The 21,879-nt window shown below is 44.8% G+C and carries 19 protein-coding genes; 6 read left to right on the top strand and 13 right to left on the bottom strand.

The window, feature by feature from the left end; genetic code table 11:
• The 4 genes from CIK93_RS02735 to CIK93_RS02720 are packed head-to-tail and all read right to left on the bottom strand — an operon-like array spanning position 1 to position 8,715.
• Positions 1 to 4,650 carry a translocation/assembly module TamB domain-containing protein gene (locus CIK93_RS02735; RefSeq protein WP_094446512.1) on the bottom strand — a complete coding sequence of 1,550 codons (4,650 nt, stop codon included), beginning with the start codon at positions 4,648 to 4,650 and terminating at the stop codon, positions 1 to 3.
• 57 nt (positions 4,651 to 4,707) lie between these two features.
• Positions 4,708 to 5,397: an RluA family pseudouridine synthase gene (locus tag CIK93_RS02730; RefSeq protein ID WP_094446511.1), complete on the bottom strand. Its 690-nt coding sequence runs from the start codon at positions 5,395 to 5,397 to the stop codon at positions 4,708 to 4,710.
• Positions 5,398 to 5,409: 12 nt separating this feature from the next.
• Positions 5,410 to 6,060: an HAD family hydrolase gene (locus CIK93_RS02725; RefSeq protein WP_094436088.1), complete on the bottom strand. Its 651-nt coding sequence runs from the start codon at positions 6,058 to 6,060 to the stop codon at positions 5,410 to 5,412.
• A 30-nt stretch (positions 6,061 to 6,090) separates the two neighbouring features.
• Positions 6,091 to 8,715, bottom strand: a complete 2,625-nt coding sequence (locus tag CIK93_RS02720) for a 4-alpha-glucanotransferase (protein WP_094446510.1) — start codon at positions 8,713 to 8,715, stop codon at positions 6,091 to 6,093.
• A 105-nt stretch (positions 8,716 to 8,820) separates the two neighbouring features.
• Here CIK93_RS02720 and mltG point away from each other — a divergent pair, with 105 nt between their 5' ends.
• The 5 genes from mltG (at position 8,821) to mnmE (ending at position 14,166) form a co-directional block, all read left to right on the top strand.
• A complete protein-coding gene (mltG, locus tag CIK93_RS02715; protein ID WP_094390066.1) occupies positions 8,821 to 9,846 on the top strand; it encodes an endolytic transglycosylase MltG in 1,026 nt (341 codons plus the stop codon).
• 5 nt (positions 9,847 to 9,851) lie between these two features.
• Entirely contained in the window at positions 9,852 to 10,586 is a 735-nt protein-coding gene (locus CIK93_RS02710) for a tRNA 2-thiocytidine biosynthesis TtcA family protein (RefSeq protein ID WP_094390012.1), read from the top strand.
• 163 nt (positions 10,587 to 10,749) lie between these two features.
• Complete coding sequence (locus tag CIK93_RS02705) at positions 10,750 to 11,922, top strand: hypothetical protein (RefSeq protein ID WP_094446509.1); 1,173 nt, start codon at positions 10,750 to 10,752, stop codon at positions 11,920 to 11,922.
• 18 nt (positions 11,923 to 11,940) lie between these two features.
• Positions 11,941 to 12,813, top strand: coding sequence for a nucleoside phosphorylase (locus tag CIK93_RS02700; RefSeq protein WP_094446508.1), 873 nt, complete (start codon positions 11,941 to 11,943; stop codon positions 12,811 to 12,813).
• On the top strand, positions 12,814 to 14,166 hold the full coding sequence (gene mnmE / locus CIK93_RS02695) for a tRNA uridine-5-carboxymethylaminomethyl(34) synthesis GTPase MnmE (protein ID WP_094446507.1): 1,353 nt from the start codon (positions 12,814 to 12,816) through the stop codon (positions 14,164 to 14,166).
• 645 nt (positions 14,167 to 14,811) lie between these two features.
• Here mnmE and CIK93_RS02690 read toward each other — a convergent pair.
• From CIK93_RS02690 to CIK93_RS02665, 6 genes are all read right to left on the bottom strand, one after another.
• A complete protein-coding gene (locus CIK93_RS02690) occupies positions 14,812 to 15,195 on the bottom strand; it encodes a hypothetical protein (protein ID WP_094446506.1) in 384 nt (127 codons plus the stop codon).
• A 3-nt stretch (positions 15,196 to 15,198) separates the two neighbouring features.
• Positions 15,199 to 16,248, bottom strand: a complete 1,050-nt coding sequence (locus CIK93_RS02685) for a hypothetical protein (protein ID WP_144269526.1) — start codon at positions 16,246 to 16,248, stop codon at positions 15,199 to 15,201.
• Positions 16,249 to 16,266: 18 nt separating this feature from the next.
• The gene (locus CIK93_RS02680; RefSeq protein ID WP_158215460.1) at positions 16,267 to 17,139 is read right to left on the bottom strand and encodes a hypothetical protein; all 873 of its coding nucleotides are present in this window, start codon (positions 17,137 to 17,139) and stop codon (positions 16,267 to 16,269) included.
• Between the two features lie 118 nt (positions 17,140 to 17,257).
• Positions 17,258 to 17,470 carry a helix-turn-helix domain-containing protein gene (locus CIK93_RS02675; protein ID WP_094436239.1) on the bottom strand — a complete coding sequence of 71 codons (213 nt, stop codon included), beginning with the start codon at positions 17,468 to 17,470 and terminating at the stop codon, positions 17,258 to 17,260.
• Between the two features lie 50 nt (positions 17,471 to 17,520).
• Positions 17,521 to 18,807, bottom strand: a complete 1,287-nt coding sequence (locus CIK93_RS02670) for a DNA cytosine methyltransferase (protein ID WP_216820886.1) — start codon at positions 18,805 to 18,807, stop codon at positions 17,521 to 17,523.
• 15 nt (positions 18,808 to 18,822) lie between these two features.
• Positions 18,823 to 19,140 carry a hypothetical protein gene (locus CIK93_RS02665; protein WP_094436241.1) on the bottom strand — a complete coding sequence of 106 codons (318 nt, stop codon included), beginning with the start codon at positions 19,138 to 19,140 and terminating at the stop codon, positions 18,823 to 18,825.
• A 781-nt stretch (positions 19,141 to 19,921) separates the two neighbouring features.
• On the opposite strand from CIK93_RS02665, the gene CIK93_RS02660 reads away from it, so the two are divergent.
• Positions 19,922 to 20,224: a hypothetical protein gene (locus tag CIK93_RS02660; protein ID WP_094446503.1), complete on the top strand. Its 303-nt coding sequence runs from the start codon at positions 19,922 to 19,924 to the stop codon at positions 20,222 to 20,224.
• 109 nt (positions 20,225 to 20,333) lie between these two features.
• Here CIK93_RS02660 and CIK93_RS13575 read toward each other — a convergent pair whose 3' ends face one another.
• The 3 genes from CIK93_RS13575 to CIK93_RS02650 are packed head-to-tail and all read right to left on the bottom strand — an operon-like array spanning position 20,334 to position 21,826.
• Positions 20,334 to 20,432: a smalltalk protein gene (locus CIK93_RS13575; RefSeq protein ID WP_158214619.1), complete on the bottom strand. Its 99-nt coding sequence runs from the start codon at positions 20,430 to 20,432 to the stop codon at positions 20,334 to 20,336.
• Positions 20,429 to 20,614, bottom strand: coding sequence for a hypothetical protein (locus CIK93_RS02655; RefSeq protein WP_094390209.1), 186 nt, complete (start codon positions 20,612 to 20,614; stop codon positions 20,429 to 20,431). Before CIK93_RS02655 ends, CIK93_RS13575 begins: the two co-directional genes overlap by 4 nt.
• A 54-nt stretch (positions 20,615 to 20,668) precedes the next feature.
• Positions 20,669 to 21,826, bottom strand: coding sequence for a hypothetical protein (locus tag CIK93_RS02650; RefSeq protein ID WP_144269525.1), 1,158 nt, complete (start codon positions 21,824 to 21,826; stop codon positions 20,669 to 20,671).
• Between the last annotated feature and the right edge of the window lie 53 nt (positions 21,827 to 21,879).

The raw sequence follows: 21,879 nt of genomic DNA, 5'->3' as shown, positions 1-21,879 counted from the left end.
TTATTTGTTAAGGTTCACCACCCTCACGCTATCACGCTTCAGGCTATCGGTACGCATAGGCGTTGGTGGAACATATAGGGGCGTATTGCCACTACGGAACCGGATGATATCGCTGAAGGTCTGCAAGGTGCGCCTCCATACGAATCCTGCGCCATACTTCTGGGTGTAACCGTCAAGCCAGTCATAGGCATTATTATCATAGAAGAAGGTCACGTATTTATTGGCGCTGTCGTCCAACCGATATTCCAACGTCACATTGTCAAATACTGACTCTGTACCATTCTGATACTCACTACCCGACGACACCTTGCCGCCCACTACCACTTTGAGGCGGTTGTTCCAGAAGCGCTTGGCAAACTTAAACGAGTAGTCTGTATGCATATTTCCTGCGGCATCTGTAGAATTATCAAGACCGAAGGAGAGATCAAGGGTGCGCAAGGCATTACCCGTAATCTGGTTGATTTCGGAATTGAGGAACGAGCTGAGGGCTGAGTTCATCGAGAAAGCATTTGTATTACCTTCAGAGAGATACATACCCGTGGTGAGCATGGAAACGGCAAGTTTGCCACGACGTTCCACACTCATGGCCTGCAACTCACTATGAAGCTGCATGTCTTCAGGCGCATCAAGGGTAAACTCAAGACCCATATCGTTGAGCGTACGGGTGATGATAACACCACAAGTGAAGTCCACGCTCCTACCCACTCCATTACTTCCCGTCACGGTAGCCTTGGTTGCTTCTGTTGCCGTGATATGAAGAGTGGGATTCATCATGTCGCCCGTAAACTCAATATACGATCCATCCTGGATAACAAAAGTCTTGAGCGGAATAACGGGCAACGAGTATTTCATCTCACCATTACTCAAGGTGTATTTACCCGTCAGTTGCAGATTGTCGGCTGGATTATAGGTCATGCGCAACGTGCCGCCACCCATCAAGTCAACATAGTTGGAATGGTCGGCATTAAGATAGGCTATCACGTGTGCGCCTTTCGATACTTCCATCGTCAGATTCATATTGAAGCCTGCCAGGTCTGGGCGATTCACCACGGTCTGCGTTGTATCGCTAAAGTCTGTAAACTTCACCAGTTCGTCAAGTTGGTTGTCGGTAGAGAGTGGCGAGTCACGCAGAATGTAACGCATATCTGTAGAACCAAGTACGTCAAGTTTTCCACGCATCGTGAGATTGGAGAGTTCGCCATTCATGCGACCCATGAAATTGACAAAGGCTTTACCATACGCCTCACTCTTACTATTCTCCTTGGCATCAATAATCTGATAGTTGGCGGCTCTCATACGCATATCAACCGTGATATGGTCAAGGTCTGAGAAATTGACGTTTCCCATGATGGTCAACGGATTGTCGTTATGGGCATAGACGTTAAAATTCTCAAGCAACAGGTTGGAGCCTACGATACGCACAGGGTCGTCGTCGAAGCGCAATTTCATGCCGTAGGGCACGCTGACAAGATAGGAGTTCTCAAGCATCAACTCTCCATTCACCTGGGGTTTGTTGAGAGGACCCTTTATCGTCAGTTCCCCTTCTGCGAAACCCTCAAGACCGGCAATCTGGTTGGGTACGAAACCATTAACCAGTTCGAGTGGCAGACGTTGCAACTGCAATACAGCATCGAGCGAACCTTCACCGGCATTATAATAGGTTCCTGACAATACGCCGATCTCCTCGTCGTCTTTCATCAGACGCGCCTCAACGGCATGGGCATCGTCTTCTTTCTGCAGATATATGATTTCGGAACTTATATCGCCCCATTTACAACCCTCATAAGCCATGTCGCTAACAGCCACACTTCCCACGACAGAGAAACGACCGGAAGAGTGTTGCACCACATGATAGTCGCCTTCCATCAAACCGCCCAAACGAGGAACATAGGGAAGAACGGCTGTGATGCTGGCAAGGTTGAAGCGGTTCATGCTGACCGTAATGTCTTGCAACGCATCAGGATCACTCTCTGTAGAATAGACCTTCACACCCGTGCCATCATCGGCAACAAGATTGATATCGGCCTTCACCTTATTGTTGGCTCCAAGGAATATATAGTTGTCTTTATTCAGCGAAAACTCCTTATATCCCAAAGTAGGACGATCGGGCAAGAGATGGATACTAATGCCGCTATCCACCATCTCTGCCTTGGCTCCAAGACGCAAGCCCAACTGGTTTTTGTCGTCATAGAAACGCAGACCTACCGAGGCACCACGCTCCTGAACAACACCATTAAACAAGGTATTGAATACAAACTGCGGGTTGCGCTTATTATTGCGAACCTGTCCATGGAATGCCAACTGGTCTTTATACTGTAGGAGTTTCAAATTGATGGTATCCAGACGCGTACCATCATAGACTAACGAATGGATATAACCATCGCCGTTGATGCCTTTTTGAGGCGAAGTCTCCAAATCTAAATGCAAATTCTTGTAGTCGATATGTTGACCTGTACGCAACAGATTGGCTATGGGGTTGTCGCTCTGACTCTCCACATGAAGACGCATAACAGGCAACAGACTGCGTATGGCAGACTGATCGATAACCTTATGCTCCATCTGCGATATAATCGAATCGGAAACCTGTGTCAGCGAGGCTATCAAGTGTTCATAACTACCTGAAGCGTTAAGTTTTAAGTTGAGGTCGCCACATTCCAAACGGGCTTCTGTAGTATCGGGATTGAGATTGGCAAAAAGGGTGATGTCGCGAGGACGATAGACACGAGAGGAGTCGCGGATGGTAAGGTCGTTGAAAATACCATTCACATAATGCGTGGTTTGCAGATTACTGCTGGCATCAATATGTCCACAGAGTCCTACCACAAGAGGATTATCGACCATGCGCAAATGGAAAAGGTCCAGACGCTGCAGGTCGGTTGTCAGAGTGGCTTGAAGACGTTTTTTATTCATCAACGCATCGAGCGTGACAATACCCGTAGCCAACTGGTTTCGGCTGTCCACCTCAACATGGGCTACGCCATGGCGCAAGTCAAGCGTGGCCTGTGCCTTATCGAGAGTCCAAGAACCATATCCCAGGCTATGCAACAGCACCTCTGCCTGCGCCATAGTGCGTGGTGAGAAGAAATCGGTACCATGACCTTTCACCTGGACATCGGCTGACAACGTATAAATGGAGTCATGAGGCATGAAGTGGTGAAGGTTGAGTTGGCGCACCTGCAGATTTGCCGAATAGGACATATTATTGGCATTCAACGCACCTTTCGCCTTGACAGTTCCCCGACCCTCACGGAGGGTGACATCGGCTGCATAACGGGCTGCATCTGCCTCTAACAAGCCGTTGGCTCTAATACCATTGGGGATGCGGTAATTGCGTTGGATTGCCTTAGGCAACAAACCGGTAATAAAGCCTATATTTCCCGTCTCTGCCTGGAAACGGATTTTGGAGCGTAGCTGAGCGGGAGTGTTGAGATTTGCTACAAAACCTGTTGCCTTGGCATGGAAGGCGGTCGGAAGCGATACGTCAATACCGGAAAAATCCATGTACATCATATTACCCGAAAGCACTCCTTTTACAGTAAGCGGACTGTTGGGCCATTGTCGCTGGAAACTCTGAGGCATCATGCCCATGAAGCGCATCAGGTCTTGTTTTCCCAACTGAGCATTCAGACGCAAGCGAAGTTTCTCCGTCGAACCGACATCCATGATTGAGAACGGAAGGTCGAGGGCTACATCAAGATCTGAATCGGGAGTCTTCAAACGGAATGATGGCAACCGCAACATGCCATTGGCCATCACCATCCTGCCATTCATCTCTGTAATGGCGAGGCCACATTTTTCCTTGACTTTCAACTCGCGGAAGGTCATTCGCAACGTTGGATCATGATAGTAAATGCTGTCTATCCCGATATGTATCTGGTCGAGGGCCAAATGGTTGTAATCAAGTCCATCGACAACAGGTTCGAAATTCTGGTCGTAATGCAGATTTCCCTTCGTCCAGTCAACCGATTGCACCATATAGGTTTGTGTGCCCAGATCGATATCTGCCTGACGCACACAAAGATGTCCAAGGTGGGCATCCACACTCATAGTATCTCCGGGCATATGAAAGGCTACCGAGGTCTGGTGGACAACAATACTGTCTGCCATGATTTTCCAACGGTTTTCAGAGGTCGTCGTATCCTCTGGAACACTATCGTTAAGAGCGATATCCAACCGGCCGTCTTCCAGTCTGGCGCCATTCAGTTCCATAGTCTCATCATCAAGGTCTATACCCCGACTGGTGACGGAGAATCGCCCAATTTCGCCCTTCACACGGGCTGCGGCTATCATTCCCAAGGTATTGACTTGCGCACGATTGATTTCCAATTGACTGATCACCACACGGTTGTCTATCAACGGCAAAAGTTGCACATCCACCACCGTGCGATCAACACGCATCAACGTGTCTGGACGTCCGGTAACAGAATCTATTTGAACCACCTGCATGCCATCAACTCCGAGATCAAGGGGGAAGGAAAGGTTCACGTGGTCAATAGTAATGGTGAGGCCCGTCTTTTCCGAAGCAACCTGCGCAACCTTGTCCACCACCCAATTTTGAACAGGCGGCAGATAAATCAATACGGTCAAGATAAGAAACAACAGGATGGGGCTCAATAGAATGCCCATGATCCACCAAAGTGCTTTCTTCATATATGGTTCTTTACAAAATGTAGTGCAAAAATAAGCGAAATATTCTGAACTACAAGGCTATTTGTCGAAAAATGCAATATTATGCCAGATTTTATCGTCTGGTAATGGAGAGTCGAGGACTATTTTCTGTTTTGACACAGGATGGATAAATTCCACATGATGAGACAACAACGAGATGCTTCCATCTGGATTACTACGCTTTGCACCATATTTCAAGTCTCCACGAATGGGCATCCCCAAGGTGGACAACTGGCAGCGTATCTGATGATGACGTCCTGTCAGCAACTCCACTTCTACCAGCTGATAACGTTCGGTCTGACCGATGGTACGGTAGCGTAAGACAGCCTTCTTCGAACCGGTTACCTCACGATCGTAGGCATACGATTTGTTTTGCTTCTCATTGCGAGTCAGCCAATGGGTGGCGGTAACAAAAGTGTTGGAAGTCACAGGATTGCCTGAAGGTTGAACCAAAGCCCAATAGGTTTTATGAACCTCACCCTTGCGAAACATTTCGTTAAGTCGTGATAGCGCTTTAGAAGTACGGGCAAACACCACCAATCCGCTAACAGGACGGTCAAGACGATGGACCACGCCAAGAAATACGGCTCCTGGCTTCTGGTATTTCTCCTTGATATAGGCTTTTACGGTTTCTGACAATGGAGTATCACCCGTTTTGTCACCTTGAACGATCTCGCCGCTTTCCTTATAAACGACAATAATATGGTTGTCTTCGTAAACTACTTGCATGGGAATGTGGGATTAGTCTTCTGCTATTATTTCCATTGGATGATTGACAAACGTAGTAGCACCATGTTCTATGAGGAAATCACGATCGCGGAATCCCCACAGCACACTAATACAAGGCAAACCGCTATTGCGAGCGGTTGCAAGATCCACATCACTATCACCTACATACACAGCATCGTCTTTGCCGACACCCAGCAGGCGGAGTGCTTCTTCTACCGTATCAGGAGCTGGTTTCTTACGAATGCCTTCTGCCTCATGTTCTCCTACAGCCACAGGAATCTCTGGAAAGAAATGAGCCACCAACTCACGGGTAGCAGCATAGAACTTATTGCTCACCACAGCCATGTTATTGCCTCGTTGGCTAAGCGCATGGATAAGAGCGGATATTCCCTCGTAAGGTACTGTGGTGTCGAGTGAATGTTCCATATAATGCTTGCGGAATGTGGCAAAACATTCCTCAAACTGTGGATTGCGGGCTCCATCTGGTATGGCACGCTCCATCAACAAACGGACACCATTACCTACGAAGCGGCGAATGGAATCTATGTCGTGTTCGGGCATAGCGAACTGTCGGAGTGCATAATTGGTAGAGGCGGCAAGATCATTCAACGTGTTGAGCAAAGTGCCGTCAAGGTCGAAAATATATGTTTTATACTGTTTCATATTCTTTGATTATTCAGGGATATAACGATATTATTCAGGATTGTAACGATGGCTACGTTTCACCATGGTCAGGATTTTATCATTCAGCCTATCGGCTTGAAGCAACTGATCGATGGTGATGTGCATACGATAGTTCCAACAATGAGACGGATCTGATAGTGTATTGATGCGCTCATCCTGCGGACGCGAACGACGGAGTTCGCCATCCATAGCAAGCCAATCCTGTAGTTGCAAGATGCAAAGCATCGAAGGACAATAAAGGTGGCGGGCTATAATCTCTTCTGCCAAGAAGGCTGGCAACTGTTCGGGAGCCCTACCCTCTTTCTGCAACATGGTGATATAGTAGCGTTGGCGACGTTCGGGATTGTCCTGCCACCATAGTCGTAACGGAGCCATGTCGGGAGTAGAAATGGTGGCTACCGAACGATAGGGATTGGCTTCGAGATGGGCAAACTCCAGCCCATGCTGTTTGGGCATCTGTTGCACTTCAAGCGAGAGAAAGCGCAAGGTGTCGAGTACTGACGACACGCTTTCGGGCTGTTGACCAAGATCATCACCACATACCAACATCCGGCAATGGTCAGACAGTTCAGCAAGTCGGCGAGTTGCCAATTGTCCCCAATAGAAGGAATGGCGTTGACGAAAATAATTGTAATAGAGTCGCAGATAGGCTTCTTTCTCATCGGCATTAAGGGCATCGAAAACGGGTTCTTCTACGGCCTGCATCCGAGGATGATACATTTCTTTCTGATCATGGTCCTCGACAAAAAGCACATTGGCGATCAAGCGCAACAGTCCGTCACGAATCCATAGGCTGTTCTCATCGTTTCTGCCACAGAATGCCTGCACAACTTTACGTTGGGTATTAAACTCTGGCTTGAGTTCATAGAGTTGATAGGCCAAAGCGTTCAAGTAATGTTCGCGAACATAGTCTGCATGAATACCAAACGTTTGACCGATAATATGATCGTTGATGAAAGGACGGGTAAAAAGATCGTGACGGAAATGAAGTCCAAAATATTCTATCTCATCAACAGTCAGAGGCAACGAGGGAATATAATGTCCTAATCGGGCGTCAACGGCATCATCTGGCAATTCCCATTGGCAGAAATAGCCTACGATATGGTCTAACTTGATGGCTCCGAAATATTGCGTCAGGTGACGGAGGCGCTTCTGCAACCATTCTTCAATATGATGTTGACGCGAATCTCCGTCTGTGGTCCATTGATAAGTAGGCGACTGCCAGTTCTGCCCCTTCGTAGTAGAATGGTCTGGCGACACTCCCATTTGTCCGTCCAAACGAAACAGCTCTGGATATTGTCTGACATCTACACTCTCACGATACATACCGAGAGGAAGGTCTCCTTTCAAGACAACACCTTTGGCACGGCCATAATCGGCTGCTGCTTTCAATTGGCTATGCAACAGATACTGCACATAGCAAACATAATCGTAAGGTTCACCACGATAGTCGGCATAGGGCTTGAGCCACTCACTCGCACTTGCCACAAATGCCTGACAAGAGGCTGTAGAAAGCGTTCGCTTGCCTTGCTCTGCAAAGAGTTGACGGAGATAGTCTGTCTTTACACAATCCACGGCTTCGTAATCAACTGTGGCTTGCGCATTAAGTTCCTGGCGGCGGCGCATAAACTGCGTCATGGCGGTTTTTGAACGGAGCGTTCCTGCGGCATCAAGATCTATATAATGTGGATGAAGGGCAAAACCGCTAATCGGTTTATACGGGCAGGCGTCTGGAGCATGATGATTGGTTGTAGTATCAAATATTGGCAACAGTTGTACAACATTCATTCCGGTACGTGCCACCCAATCCATAAAATGTTTCAAATCGCCAAAATCACCCACGCCATAAGAGTGTTCGCTACGCAAGGCGGCAACAGGTATGGCAACTCCTGCGGCACGCCATAGTTTTTCGGGCAACCGCAACTGTTCACCATACATCACATAGACTTGACCATCCACCAACTCCGTCTGCTCTACCTGGCGGTTATCTCCTTCTTCCCAACTAACGATACTATTGGTGGCATCATCTACCACGATATATTTGTATTCCAAAGGCAGAAACATGCCGACAGCATTGATGGTCAACATCCATTCATGCTGACCCACATATTCCATACGCAGGAAACGACTGGGATTCCAGCTTCCCATGGAAGGGTGGCTGCCACAAAGTGCTACCGACTGCCCTAAACGCAACTGGGGAGCAGAGACACGAAACATCAAGGTCTTACGATACAAAGGGAATACACGAGCCTCAACCTCTTGACACAAGGGTTCGTGCCGCGTTACCGCACAAGCATCGGTATAAAGATGATAAAGCAACGGACGGTCACGCCATTGGTCGCAGAACTCATAGTCTTTGGCAGTATCGAAATGGTAGCAACGGGCTACAAGATTCCATTCCCGACGCTGTACACAACCTTTGGAGTCTTCCACATGATAGACATATACGATATGAGAAAGAGGATGTTGGCGCGACTCCAAGACTGAAGTCTCCAACAACCACCATTCACCATCATCTGTCTTCATTTCAAGGTGATGCTGCCGCACAGTTCCGTCTTTGCTGCAACAGTTTAAAACTACACAGAGACGTTCACCCCATGATGTCGCATATTTGATTCTGAACTTGAGTTTCATCTTTACTATCGGTTTTCTGGGCAAAGTTACAAAATAAATTCGGATTACTTCTCACGATTATATTTTTATTTGTACCTTTGCAGTTGAAAAAAACAGCTTATTATGATGAAGATTCAAAACAATAAGAAATTTCTCTACCCCGCTTTTGCAGGTATGGTGATTATCGTGGCCCTTGTAGCCTACTTCTTTTTTGCCTCCGTATCGGCACAAAAGGATACATATTATATATACATCGACAAAGACGATACGCAAGATTCTGTTTTTGCCAAGATACAACCTCAGGCTTCGCCTATGGCGATGGCAGGACTCAAGACTCTGCTGCGCCACACCAGCTACAGCAAACATGTACGGACAGGACGATATGCTATCACGCCAGGAGAAGGCGCACTGAAATTGTTCCGCAAACTGAGAAACGGACAGCAAGCCAGCCTGCGACTGACCATTCCTGAAGCAAGAACAATGGACAGACTGGCAGCACAGCTCTCCAAGAAACTGATGCTTGACTCTACCACTATTGCACAAGCTCTTCTGTCTGAAAAGACCTGCAACAAATACGGCTATGATACATGCACCATCAGCGCCATGTTTGTACCCGACACCTACGAAGTGTATTGGGACATCAGTATCGATGCCCTGCTCCAACGTATGCAACGCGAACACGACCATTTCTGGAAAGGCGAACGAACCGTTAAGGCTGAAGCCAGAAACCTCACGCCAGTACAAGTGGCTACCTTGGCAAGCATCATCGACGAGGAAACAGCTAACACAGCAGAAAAGCCTATGATAGCAGGTATGTATCTGAACCGACTCAAGAGCCACATGCCCTTGCAGGCTGACCCTACTGTGAAATTTGCACTCAAGCAGTTTGAGTTGAAACGAATATACAACAAACTGACTCGTTTTCAAAGTCCCTACAATACTTACATCAACGAAGGTCTGCCCCCTGGTCCCATCAAGATAGCATCGATTAAAGGTATAGATGCCGTACTTAATGCGGTCAACCATGACTATCTCTATATGTGCGCAAAAGAGGACTTCTCAGGTACCCACAACTTTGCGAAGACCTATGCTGAACATCTCAAGAATGCAGCACGCTATTCAAAAGCACTCAACGAAAACGGCATCAAATAAAACCAATGCCCATACCTACGGATGAACAGCGGCTGGAACGCAGACTGAAAAGTCAGTTTCAGAAAGCTATGACACAATATCACCTCATCGAAGATGGCGATAAAATTCTCGTAGCCCTGTCAGGAGGAAAAGATTCTTTGTTCCTATTGGAAATGTTGGGAAAACGAGCAAAAATACAACGTCCACACTTCGAAGTGGAGGCGATACACGTGAGAATGGAAAATATTGCCTACGAGAGCGATACCAAATATCTGGAAGACTTCGCACAATCGGTAGGAGTTCCACTCCATGTCGTGACAACAGCATTCGATCCTACAGTCAATCCTCGCAAACCAGCTTGCTTCCTGTGCTCATGGAACAGACGTAAGCAGATTTTCAATCTCGCACAACAAATAGGATGTAACAAAATAGCATTAGGACACCATCAGGATGATATTATTCATACTGCACTCATGAACCTATCGTTTCAAGGACATTTCTCCACTATGCCAGCCTTGCTACGCATGAAAAAAATGCCACTCGCCCTGATCAGACCGCTATGTCTCTGTCGGGAAGCTGATATCAAAACCTATGCAGAACAACACAACTATCAGAAACAAAGGAAGTTGTGCCCATACGAGAAAGACACCAAACGGGCTGAAATAGCAGACCTCTACAAACAAATGGAAAGCATCAACCCAGAAGCACGCTACTCCATCTGGAACGCCCTTGAAGCCGAAGAAAAACTCACAGAGTATTAAATCCGAATCAACAGATTGATACCGAAGAAGAATACCGCAGAATGACAAAACTCTGATTTCGGTTAAAATATATTAATATCCGTGACGACATTCGCCTTTCATCAAGGAATTTCGTAATTTTGTTATTCATTATTATTTAGAAATTAATTAGAAAAAGCCACATATGAAACTACGCAGCCTGACTATCATCCTGATGCTCATGATAACAATCATTGGAGCAGCACAGAAACGTAAGCAGACACCCCGCCACAAGACACAGGTGTCTCCTGAGGTGGCAGCATGGCAAGAACGGCTTGACAGAATGACCATGGCGACACAACGCATCATGGTCATCGATAGTATTGTGGTCGATAAAAACGACTTCCTACAACACTATTATCTCAATCCAGAAGAGGGACACATCGACTCCTACAGTCATTTCTTCAACACCCAGCAACAACCTAATGCCTATGTCTATCTTAATGCCATTGGTAACCAATGCATCCTGTCACAAGAAGACGAAGATGGAATTATCAATCTCTATGAAAGCGACAAAGAAGGCAATAAATGGACTAAACCAAGATTGCTGCAAGGCATCAACGATGCAAAACAATTCTTCCACGTCAACTATCCCTTTATGATGCCTGACGGCGTTACCCTATACTTCGCAGCAGAAGGTGACGAAAGCTTAGGAGGTTATGATATCTTCGTGACAACATACGATACGGAAGAAGACAGATTTCTGACACCAGAGAATATCGGAATGCCTTTCAATTCTGAAGCAAACGACTATATGATGGTTATCGACGAATATGATCGTATCGGTTGGTTTGCCACAGACCGAGGACAGGAAGATGGCAAAGTGTGTATCTATACTTTCGTACCATCAGACGTCAGACAGACCTACGACCCAGAAACCTATTCCAAAGAACAGATCACAAACTTCGCACGAATTACCGACATCACAGAAACATGGGTGTCGCCTGATATAGACCAAGCGCTCGAACGACTTGAAAAAGCCAAGGCAAGACAAAAGAAAAATACAGATAATGAAGAATTCACCTTCGTCATCAACGATGATGTGGATTATCACAAACTTTCTGATTTCAAAGCGAAAGGTAATGCACAACGCTACCTACAACTGGTAAAATTGCGGTCTCAACAGACTGCACTCCAGCAAGCCATCGAACGGGTTAGAGCGTATTATAGTGGTGCAACGGCTGATGAGAAACGAGAAATGGCGCCCGAAATCATTGCTACAGAACAACAACAGCATCAAATACATATAGAGATCCACAACCTCGAAAAAATAATCAGAAACGAAGAAAACATTACTCTTAGAAATACTCAAAAATAAGAAGAAAGGAGAAAACCTATGAAAAGGAAATTCCCAGAATCAGAACTGATTATCAACAACGATGGATCATGCTTCCATCTACATCTACGCCCCGAACAACTGGCAGATAAGGTCATCCTTGTGGGTGACCCCGGAAGAGTAAATACTGTGGCTAACCACTTCGATACTAAAGAATGTGAAGTGAGCAGCAGAGAGTTTCATACCATCACAGGCAACTATAAAGGAAAACGCATCACAGTACAATCAACAGGTATTGGATGCGATAACATAGACATCGTGGTTAACGAACTCGACTCGTTGGCTAATATCGACTACCAAACACGAGAAGAGAGAGAAGAACATCGCACCCTGACACTCGTACGCATCGGAACCTGTGGAGGTCTGCAACCCTTCACACCTACAGGCACATTTGTTGCATCGGTAAAGAGCATCGGTTTCGATGGACTGCTCAACTTCTATGGCGGACGAAACAATGTGTGTGACCTTAAAATGGAAGAAGCGTTCAAACAACACATGAACTGGAATCCACTATTGGGCGCACCATACGTGGCACAAGCCGATGAAGAACTTATCGACCGTATCGCACAAGATGACATGGTACGCGGATATACTATCGCCTGTGGAGGATTCTACGGACCACAAGGCAGACAACTACGCATCCCCTTGGCAGATCCCACTCAAAACGAGAAAGTTGAAGCCTTCGAATACGATGGCAGGAAAATATGTAACTTCGAGATGGAGTCGAGTGCATTAGCAGGACTATCGTCGTTGCTCGGACATAAAGCCATGACCTGTTGCATGGTCATCGCCAACCGCTATGCACAGAAGATGAATACTGAATACAAAAACTCCATCGACACACTTATCGAAAAAGTACTCGACAGAATATAAATGCAAAACGACACAATCTGCGCGCTCGCCACTAAGACGGGAGGCGCTTTAGGAATAATCAGAATCTCAGGAGCACAAACTCTTGAGATTCTTTCCCATATTTTCACCCATGACCTTACAAAGGCGCAGGCTAACTCTATCGTCTATGGACATATCGTCAACCATGATGAAGTCATAGATGAAGTCCTCGTTTCCGTATTCCGAGCACCTCACTCTTACACAGGAGAGGAAAGTGCAGAAATATCATGCCACGGAAGCCAGTATATCATCAACAAAGTCATAGAACTGCTTGTTGCGCAAGGATGCCGCATAGCACAACCGGGCGAATATACACAACGAGCCTACCTTAACGGAAAACTCGACCTCTCACAAGCAGAAGCTGTAGCTGACCTTATCGCGGCAAACAACAAAGCAACACACCACTTGGCCATGAGCCAACTGCGGGGAGGTATCTCCAATGAATTGTCAAAGCTGCGCGAACAACTGCTACGACTGACTTCACTACTGGAACTCGAACTCGATTTCTCTGACCACGAAGACTTGGAATTTGCCGACCGTACCGAATTACTGCAACTCGCCCAATATATTGAGAGTCATATTCAAAAGTTGGCAACATCGTTTCAAATGGGACAGGCCATCAAACAAGGCATACCGGTGGCCATTGTCGGAAAAACCAATGTAGGAAAATCCACATTACTCAATAAACTGTTGAAAGAAGAACGTGCTATCGTTTCCGATATCCACGGAACAACACGCGATACCATTGAAGACGTGATGACCATCAATGGAGTACAGTTTCGTTTTATTGATACTGCTGGCATCCGCCAAACCAACGATGCTGTTGAACAGATAGGTATCGAGCGCACCTATCAAACCATAGACAAAGCTCGTATTGTACTCTGGCTCATCGACGCCACACCCTCCCAAGAAGAGTTCGAAGACATGATGAACCACATCAACAACAAGGCCTTGATTCTCGTCTGCAATAAGTCCGACCAACAAGCCATTACCTTGTCAGAAGATGCCTCACGCTTCCCGCATATAGCCGTTAGCGCCAAGTTCGGCATTAACATAGAAGCGCTGGAAAGCCTCATCTATGAAGCAGCCCAGATTCCCGAAATAAAAGAGTCGGATATCATCATCACCAATGCACGACACTATGAGGCATTACTCCATGCCCAAAACAATCTGAGCCGCGTCATCGCAGGACTTAACAACCAACTGTCTGGTGACCTCATTGCTGAAGACCTCCGCCTCGTCCTTTCCGACTTGGCAGAAATCACCGGACAAGGCCAAATCACTCCCAACGAAATACTCGGCAATATCTTCCAGCACTTCTGCATCGGCAAGTAGCCCTGTTTGAACAAACTTGAACATTACGGAACATTTATGAATAAGTGCCTCATTTTGAGGCACTTTTGTTTTTTAACACTTTGAACAAACAATTTGCTATTCCGAAATATTCCAACTAATTTTGTATCGTCTTTGCGAGCCGTAAGGCGATCCATAACAAAGTCCTTCCCAGAAGCGAGGAACTCGAGCGCATTTTGGTTAGGGATTTTTGTTAAAGATTTTGTTTACTACCTCCCTGAATTACAGATTATTTCTTGCGAAGCAACATCTCATTAAAGATTTCCACCAAAGATTTACCTATGGTTTGTTTTGTCGTGACTCAGCATAGTGAAAGCGCGCTCTCACTCTGTCTTCGCTACTCCAAAACATCTAGCCTTCAGGCTACCCAAAAAATACCGTTTCCAAAAACTGTTATCTGTTATCTGTTATTTGTAACGCAAAAATGGTTTTTGGAAACTGTCAACTGTCAACTGTAACGCAAAAAATCGTTTTTGGAAACTGTTATATTGTTATATTGTAACGCTTGGTGTGAATTAGCGTTGTCCAAGAAACAGAAACCAGTCCTCGTGTTTCAAGAATCCGAAACCTATTTTTCCCTTTCAATAACTGTAATACTGTAAGCTGTAAGAATTGAAAGTCATGATGTCAATGACCTGTCCCTGTGACACCCGGATATTTGTGAAAATAGTCTCCGCTGAATGTTCTGCCCTCACGCATGATGTTTGGGTTGATTTTGGTTTGTAGGGCTGCAATGCGTTTATTGTGAGCATCGTCATAACCAATTATATGTTGTTCAATGCAAACAACATCCGGGTTAGTGACGTACAAATCAATGTAAACTGGTTTATTTATTGCATCTACAGTTGAGTTCTCATACTGAGGATCAATCCAGACGCAATCCCAACTATTGCTAAATCCTACGACCTTACAACCGTAGTATTTCTGCAATATCATTCCTGATAACATGCCATCAATATCTGAATTGATGACGATATTCTTATTCTTTGCAAAAAGTTCTCTTAGAGTCATATGTTATTGCATATCAATGGTAAAACTAAAGTTCTGATTTCCTAGGACTCCATACTCGTCTGGACAAAAGATGAAGGCATAAGAGAAAATCTGATGGTTCATAAATATGTAATCCGCGGAGAAGTCGGGAAACATATCTAGCCACGTTGTACGGCAATATTTGCCCTTATGAGCAATATAATGAGTCGGAATTACCAGGTTTTGGATGCCGAGCAGGGATGCTATCGTATTGATATAGGTCGAAACATTTGGTAGTATGTTACCGTTTTCATCAACCACTTTGTTAAATCCGCCATCTCCTGACCTGCATCCGAAATTGTCTTTGAAATATTCTTTTGTCCTTGCCTTTATCTTAGCAACGTCATCCTTCATCTGGGTTTCATACTCATTCGCTGTATGATTTCTCTTCCTGCCCTGCAATGGTTTCGCATCGACAACAGCTTTGGATTCTGCATACAAGTTGTCGAGGTATGTCTTCAAGTTGAGTATGTTACCGGCAGGAGCCAACCTGAGAAGCCAGTTCCACCAGTACAATGCATTTTCACGATACGCATATATTGTCGTTTGCATTGCATCGTCAGGACGATTAAACAAGTCACCATACGTAATATTAGAATTGGGGAGGTTGTCTATCAAATTTGGCAATTGAACATCAATTCCTTCATTCTCTAACCTAGCAAGAATGTACTGGAAGGTACCAAACGGATATTTGTTTGCGAATCCGTCTTTGGTAAATATCCTCAGGTTATTTTCGTCATCACTCTGGGGGCTGAAAATGCGTCCGCTCTCTCTAATCCTACTCATATGTTGATCGTTAAGAGCGACGACATGCTGATCGATACAAGTCGCCCTCGGATCGGTCACAAACATATCAACATATATATTTGCATATAGGTCATTATGTGCATCGGCAAGCCATACGGTCTCCTTGCTGTTTGTAAAACCAACGATATTGCAATTGCAATACTTTACCAACAAAAGGCCGGACAGAATGCCATCAATATCTGTATTGATGACGATGTTGGGGTTCTGTTCAAATAGTTCTCGCAGCATGGTAGTATTATTGAATGACTATTTTTCTACACTAAAATTCCATGAAGAAAAAGGCTGACCATAAGCAATTTCCACACCTTGGCAAACAACATCTGGGTTAAGTTTCTTGCATTTCTCCACAAAGCCATTATTAAACTTAACCTGCATGTGACCTACCATAATGCCATCCAGATAGAAAGCAACATAGGAAGTCTGATACTTGCCAACCGTTACATCATTGGCACGGCTCATGTCGATAGTTTGTGGTTTAGTTTTCAAAGTGTAACCATAATTGCCGTAGGTAACAACCCAGAACTCTATTGGTGAATCGCTATGGAATAATGCACTCAAAAGTGTTGTCTTATTCCTTACGTTGCGCCAGTTTGCTATGACTGCATCACGAATCAGGTCAATGTACTGGTCAGTTGTATTACTTGGCTTTCTTTTGCGAAACCAGTTGTTTACATTTCCATATGCATTTGTCATTTCCCTAATATACATATCCGTATATCGAGGTAACTGACCTCTGAGTTGAGCAATTTGAGCATCAGTTATAAAGTTTCTTCCTGTTACGTTCAAAGTACAGGTATTTGCATATTTTACCGACAAACCAATCTTCTTTTTCTGCCCAGATCTATTTGTGACGTGCATGACAATATCTGCAGGTCCCACTTCATCGTTCTGAGTTTCAAAGGATGCATCAACCAGTACAAAACCAGCCGCTGACAAGGCACGTTCAATACTAGAAGTATCAGTTTCAGCAATGATCGATTTGACTTTTGCCACGTCATAGCGTCTATTGATAGCGTTCATCACTTGAGTTTGTTCATTTGGTTGATTCTTCAATAACTTGTAGAACAACGCAATCTCATATTCAACACCAGTGTTGATGTTGTTTGAGACTTCTGACAATGTACTAGTGTATAACATGATTCATTGATTTAAGCACGAAAAAACCTACAATAAGTATCATTAAAAAAGGCACCGCTTATTGCGATGCCTTCTAATGCCTTTATGTAAGTTTTATCCGTCATGGTTCAATTAACTGGTTTACAGGAATGCCTAGCCCCGCTGCAATTTTCTGCAGGGAGAGATAGGAAGGATTTCTTTCGCCCCTTTCTAACATTCCTATGTAATTTCTATCTACATTGGATTTCTCTGCCAATTCAAATTGTGTAAGCCCTTGACTCTCACGCTTTGAACGAATCAGTTGACCCAATTTTATCAATTCTTCTTCACGCATAAATACCTACAATAAGTATCATGTAAAAAAAAGCACCGCTTTCGCAGTGCTTAATCTTCATCCCATTCAGGAAATTCTAGTCGAGGTTGACCATCATCGCCTAACGGGAATTGTACGTTCTTGGAATATTTCTCTTGAAGTTCTTTGTCACCGAACATATAACGAGCAAAGAAACTGACCAGACCTACATTGATACTATTGCCAAATTGCTTGTATGCCTGTGTTCTCTTAACATCGTATTGGAATGTGTCAGGAAAACTTTGCAGACGAGCGCACTCTCTTGGAGTCAAGAAACGTTTTCTTTTACCTACAATGCTAGTTTGAGTAATAGCAACCAAAGCAGGGAAATATGTTCCCGGCTTTACTCGCAGACCTGAAGGTCTAATTTGCATTATATGTTCCCAGATGTTTGGATTCTCTACATCGCCAACCTGCCATTCCAACTTTGCTTTTGAACCAAAGAAATTCTTATTCTTCTTAGCTTTAGGAAGCCATTCAGCAAGAAACTCTTTGTTCTTTGACCATAATTCATTATTCTTAATGACAAAGTTCTGAAGCCATTTTGGTTGTTGATCAAGTGTTTCAAAGAAAGGACTCTCTTCAATAGGACAAAGACAGTCTGCCCATATAGGGAAGCCTGGCAGTTTATCACACTTTATGTTCTGAATGAACTCATTCCAATTGTCAATCCATTCTATTTGGTCATCACGCAATTGGAACTTATCTAAATCAGGTATTTCGTTGTCATCCAACAAAATATCATCAATTGAGCACTTTGGTATCTTGTTGATGTTGAAATAGAACGGAGGCAATTTGCCAATATCCTTTCTAACACACATAATGAACACACGCTCACGATGTTGTGGTACACCAATATAATGCGGACTAAATATAACTGGTTCATCAATTACATTGTAGCCTAATTCATCCAAGTTATCATGAATAACCTTCCAAGTGTTACCATGGTCATGGCTAGCCAGATTTCTTACATTTTCAAGAAGAGCATATTTTGGTTGATGATGTTTCAAAATACGGCAAATGTCAAAAAACAGTGTACCCTTTGTCTCATCTGCAAATCCCAATCGCTTACCAGCTTTTGAGAATGCTTGACAAGGGAATCCACCGCAAAGAACATCATGTTCTGGAATGTCGGCAGCTTCAACCTTTGTGATGTCACCATCAGGCTTTATGCCATAGTTATGTTCATAAGTCTTACGACAATCTGCATCAATATCACTGGCATAAACGCATTCACCACCTAAATCAGCCATGGCTTGGTGGAAACCGCCTATACCGCAGAATAAGTCAATAAACTTAAATCCTTTTTCTATGTTCATTTTAATTGTATATTATTATTTTACATTTATCATCCAATCAGGCCACTCTTCCTGCATATACTCTTCGTATGAGATTGCCATCATATATGGATCATCCGTTTCTTCCTCAAAAGCAATAAAATGACCATCTTCTGCACTCAAAAATCCAGTGTTTCCATTGTGTTCTACGACAATGAAATCAGAAGACTTGTCCCACTCTATGGAGTCATAGATTGGAGGTACTATTATGTCGTTTTCTGGATGGTGAAGCCCATACTTACCATCAATTGTATATACTTCTATGCCGTTCCATTCTTGAACAACTTGTGAAGGATTATACTGTGGAGTTTGCACGATGAAATACGATTTTAGGAGTGAGTTGCCTCATTTCACATATCTAATGATATATAATTAGGTGCAAAGGTACGCATTTATCATGAAAAAACGCTATTTTTGAACCCTAAAATAATACTTTTTGTATGTATTTTAACACTTTCAAGGCTGTCTGATACCCTATATTTGCAAAATAACGGTCAGAATGTTCAAAACTGTGCATAAAGTCTTACCAATTTTGTAACGTTTCTCGTTCTTTCCCTTCTATTGTATTTTACCACCATTTTTTATCGCCTATAACACCCATCCAAATGACAGAAAATGAAAATTTCCGTTCTTTTCCGTGTTAAGATATGTTAAGCAGGTATTTTCATTTTGGGGTTTTTGAAATTTTTGTTTCCAGTTTGTTTCTTTTGGTTGTTTTTGCTTTCGGAGAGTATTGACATTCAGTACTTTACAATTTGGAAGCAGATTCTCAAGAAGAAGATAATGAGTAGGTACAATCACAGAATCTTCCCTGTTTTTTTCTTTTCCAAAACTGTTATCTGTTATCTGTTATCTGTTATTTGTAACGCAAAAAATTCGTTTTTGGAAACTGTCAACTGTCAAATCCGTGAACGCCATTGATATGTATGTGCATTTTGCTTTTCAAAAACTGTAAAACTGTAAAACTGTAAAAACTCAAAATTGCATAAATAAAGGTATTTATAGGTTTGCTAATTAGTTATTTCTTCGTATATTTGCAACGTGAATATGCCTATGCATACAAAATAACCTTTTTAGCCACTAAAACGATAAATATATGAAAAAGGGATTGACTATTCTAATGCTTGCAGTAATGCTGCTGTCGTGTGAAAATGAAACCTCGTATGAGGCGTATCCAGAGATGGGTGAGTTCTACACAGAATCTTGCGGATTGAAGGCTGTCAGTACCGATAGCGTGAAAAACTTTGCCGTGAAGGTTGATAACTTTGTTGTGAAGAATCCAGAAGCGAAGCAACACTCTTTGTACCCAAAGATTGTGGAGAATATCAAGGCTTCTTCGTTGAATTTTACCTTCACCATTGACACTACCGATGGTGCAACAATAGATTTCCAGTTTTGAAAAGCTGAAAATATAGTTCTATTTACAAAAAAAGTCCGACAGCACGAAGTTGTCGGACTCTTTGTGTTACGCTATCTTTGTAGGATAGGTTGTTTGGAAATCAAAGTCATCACCCGATGGTGAAACCAAGGGCCGAGAGAACGGCGGTGATGGTGGTCAAAGCAATGTTGATGATGACGCTCCACTTGTTTTTAGAATCTTGAGTCATAGTTTTCTGTTGATGATGTTGTGATAGTCTTTAATGCCGAGGAAGGTGGCACACAGTATCAAGAGCTGGGCAACGAGGATGAGGACGGATCCCGAAATCTCACCTTGCGGAGGCATCATCATGCCAGCTGCAGCGAAGAGGATAGCACAGACGAAACTGGCTAATGAGAGTATTCGTTTCATACGCTAAAAGTGAGGGTTAAAGAGTCCCGCGGACGTTCCGCAGGACTCTGTGGTTCAGCCTTCCAGTCCACCACCACCACCGGGCTGCTCAGTACCCTGGTCGTTCTCCGACTGGAAGTAGGCAGTGAGGGCGGTGTTTGAACTGAGCGTGATGCTGCGTGAGGCATTGGTGTCGCCATCGCTCCATCGGTTGAACTGGTAGCCTTCGGCAGGCGAGGCACTAATCTCCACCGACTGACCCGCAGGGTAGCGACCTGCACCGGTCACCGTGCCACCGGCAGAGGGATTGGCGAGGAGCTTGACCTCAAACTTCCCATCGGTAGGAGTCACATCGGGGACAGCGGGAGTGACGGGAGCTACCGAACCGTTGCCGTCGGGAGTGAGGAACACATCGGCGCTGCTGCCGTAGCTCTTGCACGCCTTGGTGAACGCATCGTCCGTCTTGTACGCCTGCAACATGCTGTTGTTGTCGATGAGGAATTGGGTCGATACCTTGGTCTTGCCGTAGTCGTTGCGACTGTGTACCCAGGCAAACACACCGTCGCCCTCGTCCGCGCCATGGGCGAGGAAGCCCTCCTTGGCAGCGAATCCCACCTTGTCAACGAGATCCCAGAGCTTCGCAGTCGATTCCTTGTCGAGCACTACGTAGCTTGCACTGAAGGCGCAGTAGGGAATCTGAGTTTCCGCGTTCAGACGCTGCAACACCTTGTAGAAGCTGATCTGGTCGCCGTAGTCGAACTCCGGATTGTTGGTCACCACCGCCTTGGCGAAGTCCTTCACCGTGGTATTCTCGTCGATGGCGAGATCTCCGAGGTTGATGCTGGTCACCGCCTTGTCGCCAGTACCCTTCACCGAGATAGAGGGCAGCGTGCCTTGGGTGATCTGATAGGGAGCTGCGATGCATGCACCGCCATCCGATTCAGCCTTGGTGAGATAGACAGGAGCTGCCACGCTGTTCGCACGGACGAACATGTTGTAGTCGGTGTGGTACTGCGCTTTCCTCTCGAAGGCATTTTTAAGCAGCGGAACGAGTCCTGCATACATGCGGACGATGTTCACCCATTTCATGCGCTGACGCTGTTGTCCCTTGGTGCGGGTGTTGCGTACCTTGGTCACTTTCTCCGATACTACGGTACGTCCATTGACAGTCTTGAAAGTCAACTGACCAGCCGATCCACTCATTTTTTTGATAAGTCCATTTAGAATAGCCATTTTGTTTCCCCCGTTTGTTAGACCAGTGGGGGTTCTGGGGAATAGTTGTTAGT

It is taken from the genome of Prevotella sp. P3-92 (assembly GCF_002251205.1).
In the GTDB taxonomy this organism is placed as follows: domain Bacteria; phylum Bacteroidota; class Bacteroidia; order Bacteroidales; family Bacteroidaceae; genus Prevotella.
This window is presented reverse-complemented; position numbering and strand designations above follow the sequence as displayed.

Bases quoted from the DNA above. Each gene is read 5' to 3' on its own strand.
- CIK93_RS02735 (WP_094446512.1), bottom strand. From the start codon at position 4,650: ATGAAGAAAGCACTTTGGTGGATCATGGGCATTCTATTGAGCCCCATC.
- CIK93_RS02730 (WP_094446511.1), bottom strand. From the start codon at position 5,397: ATGCAAGTAGTTTACGAAGACAACCATATTATTGTCGTTTATAAGGAA.
- CIK93_RS02725 (WP_094436088.1), bottom strand. From the start codon at position 6,060: ATGAAACAGTATAAAACATATATTTTCGACCTTGACGGCACTTTGCTC.
- CIK93_RS02720 (WP_094446510.1), bottom strand. From the start codon at position 8,715: ATGAAACTCAAGTTCAGAATCAAATATGCGACATCATGGGGTGAACGT.
- mltG (WP_094390066.1), top strand. From the start codon at position 8,821: ATGAAGATTCAAAACAATAAGAAATTTCTCTACCCCGCTTTTGCAGGT.
- CIK93_RS02710 (WP_094390012.1), top strand. From the start codon at position 9,852: ATGCCCATACCTACGGATGAACAGCGGCTGGAACGCAGACTGAAAAGT.
- CIK93_RS02705 (WP_094446509.1), top strand. From the start codon at position 10,750: ATGAAACTACGCAGCCTGACTATCATCCTGATGCTCATGATAACAATC.
- CIK93_RS02700 (WP_094446508.1), top strand. From the start codon at position 11,941: ATGAAAAGGAAATTCCCAGAATCAGAACTGATTATCAACAACGATGGA.
- mnmE (WP_094446507.1), top strand. From the start codon at position 12,814: ATGCAAAACGACACAATCTGCGCGCTCGCCACTAAGACGGGAGGCGCT.
- CIK93_RS02690 (WP_094446506.1), bottom strand. From the start codon at position 15,195: ATGACTCTAAGAGAACTTTTTGCAAAGAATAAGAATATCGTCATCAAT.
- CIK93_RS02685 (WP_144269526.1), bottom strand. From the start codon at position 16,248: ATGCTGCGAGAACTATTTGAACAGAACCCCAACATCGTCATCAATACA.
- CIK93_RS02675 (WP_094436239.1), bottom strand. From the start codon at position 17,470: ATGCGTGAAGAAGAATTGATAAAATTGGGTCAACTGATTCGTTCAAAG.
- CIK93_RS02670 (WP_216820886.1), bottom strand. From the start codon at position 18,807: ATGAACATAGAAAAAGGATTTAAGTTTATTGACTTATTCTGCGGTATA.
- CIK93_RS02660 (WP_094446503.1), top strand. From the start codon at position 19,922: ATGAAAAAGGGATTGACTATTCTAATGCTTGCAGTAATGCTGCTGTCG.
- CIK93_RS13575 (WP_158214619.1), bottom strand. From the start codon at position 20,432: ATGACTCAAGATTCTAAAAACAAGTGGAGCGTCATCATCAACATTGCT.
- CIK93_RS02655 (WP_094390209.1), bottom strand. From the start codon at position 20,614: ATGAAACGAATACTCTCATTAGCCAGTTTCGTCTGTGCTATCCTCTTC.
- CIK93_RS02650 (WP_144269525.1), bottom strand. From the start codon at position 21,826: ATGGCTATTCTAAATGGACTTATCAAAAAAATGAGTGGATCGGCTGGT.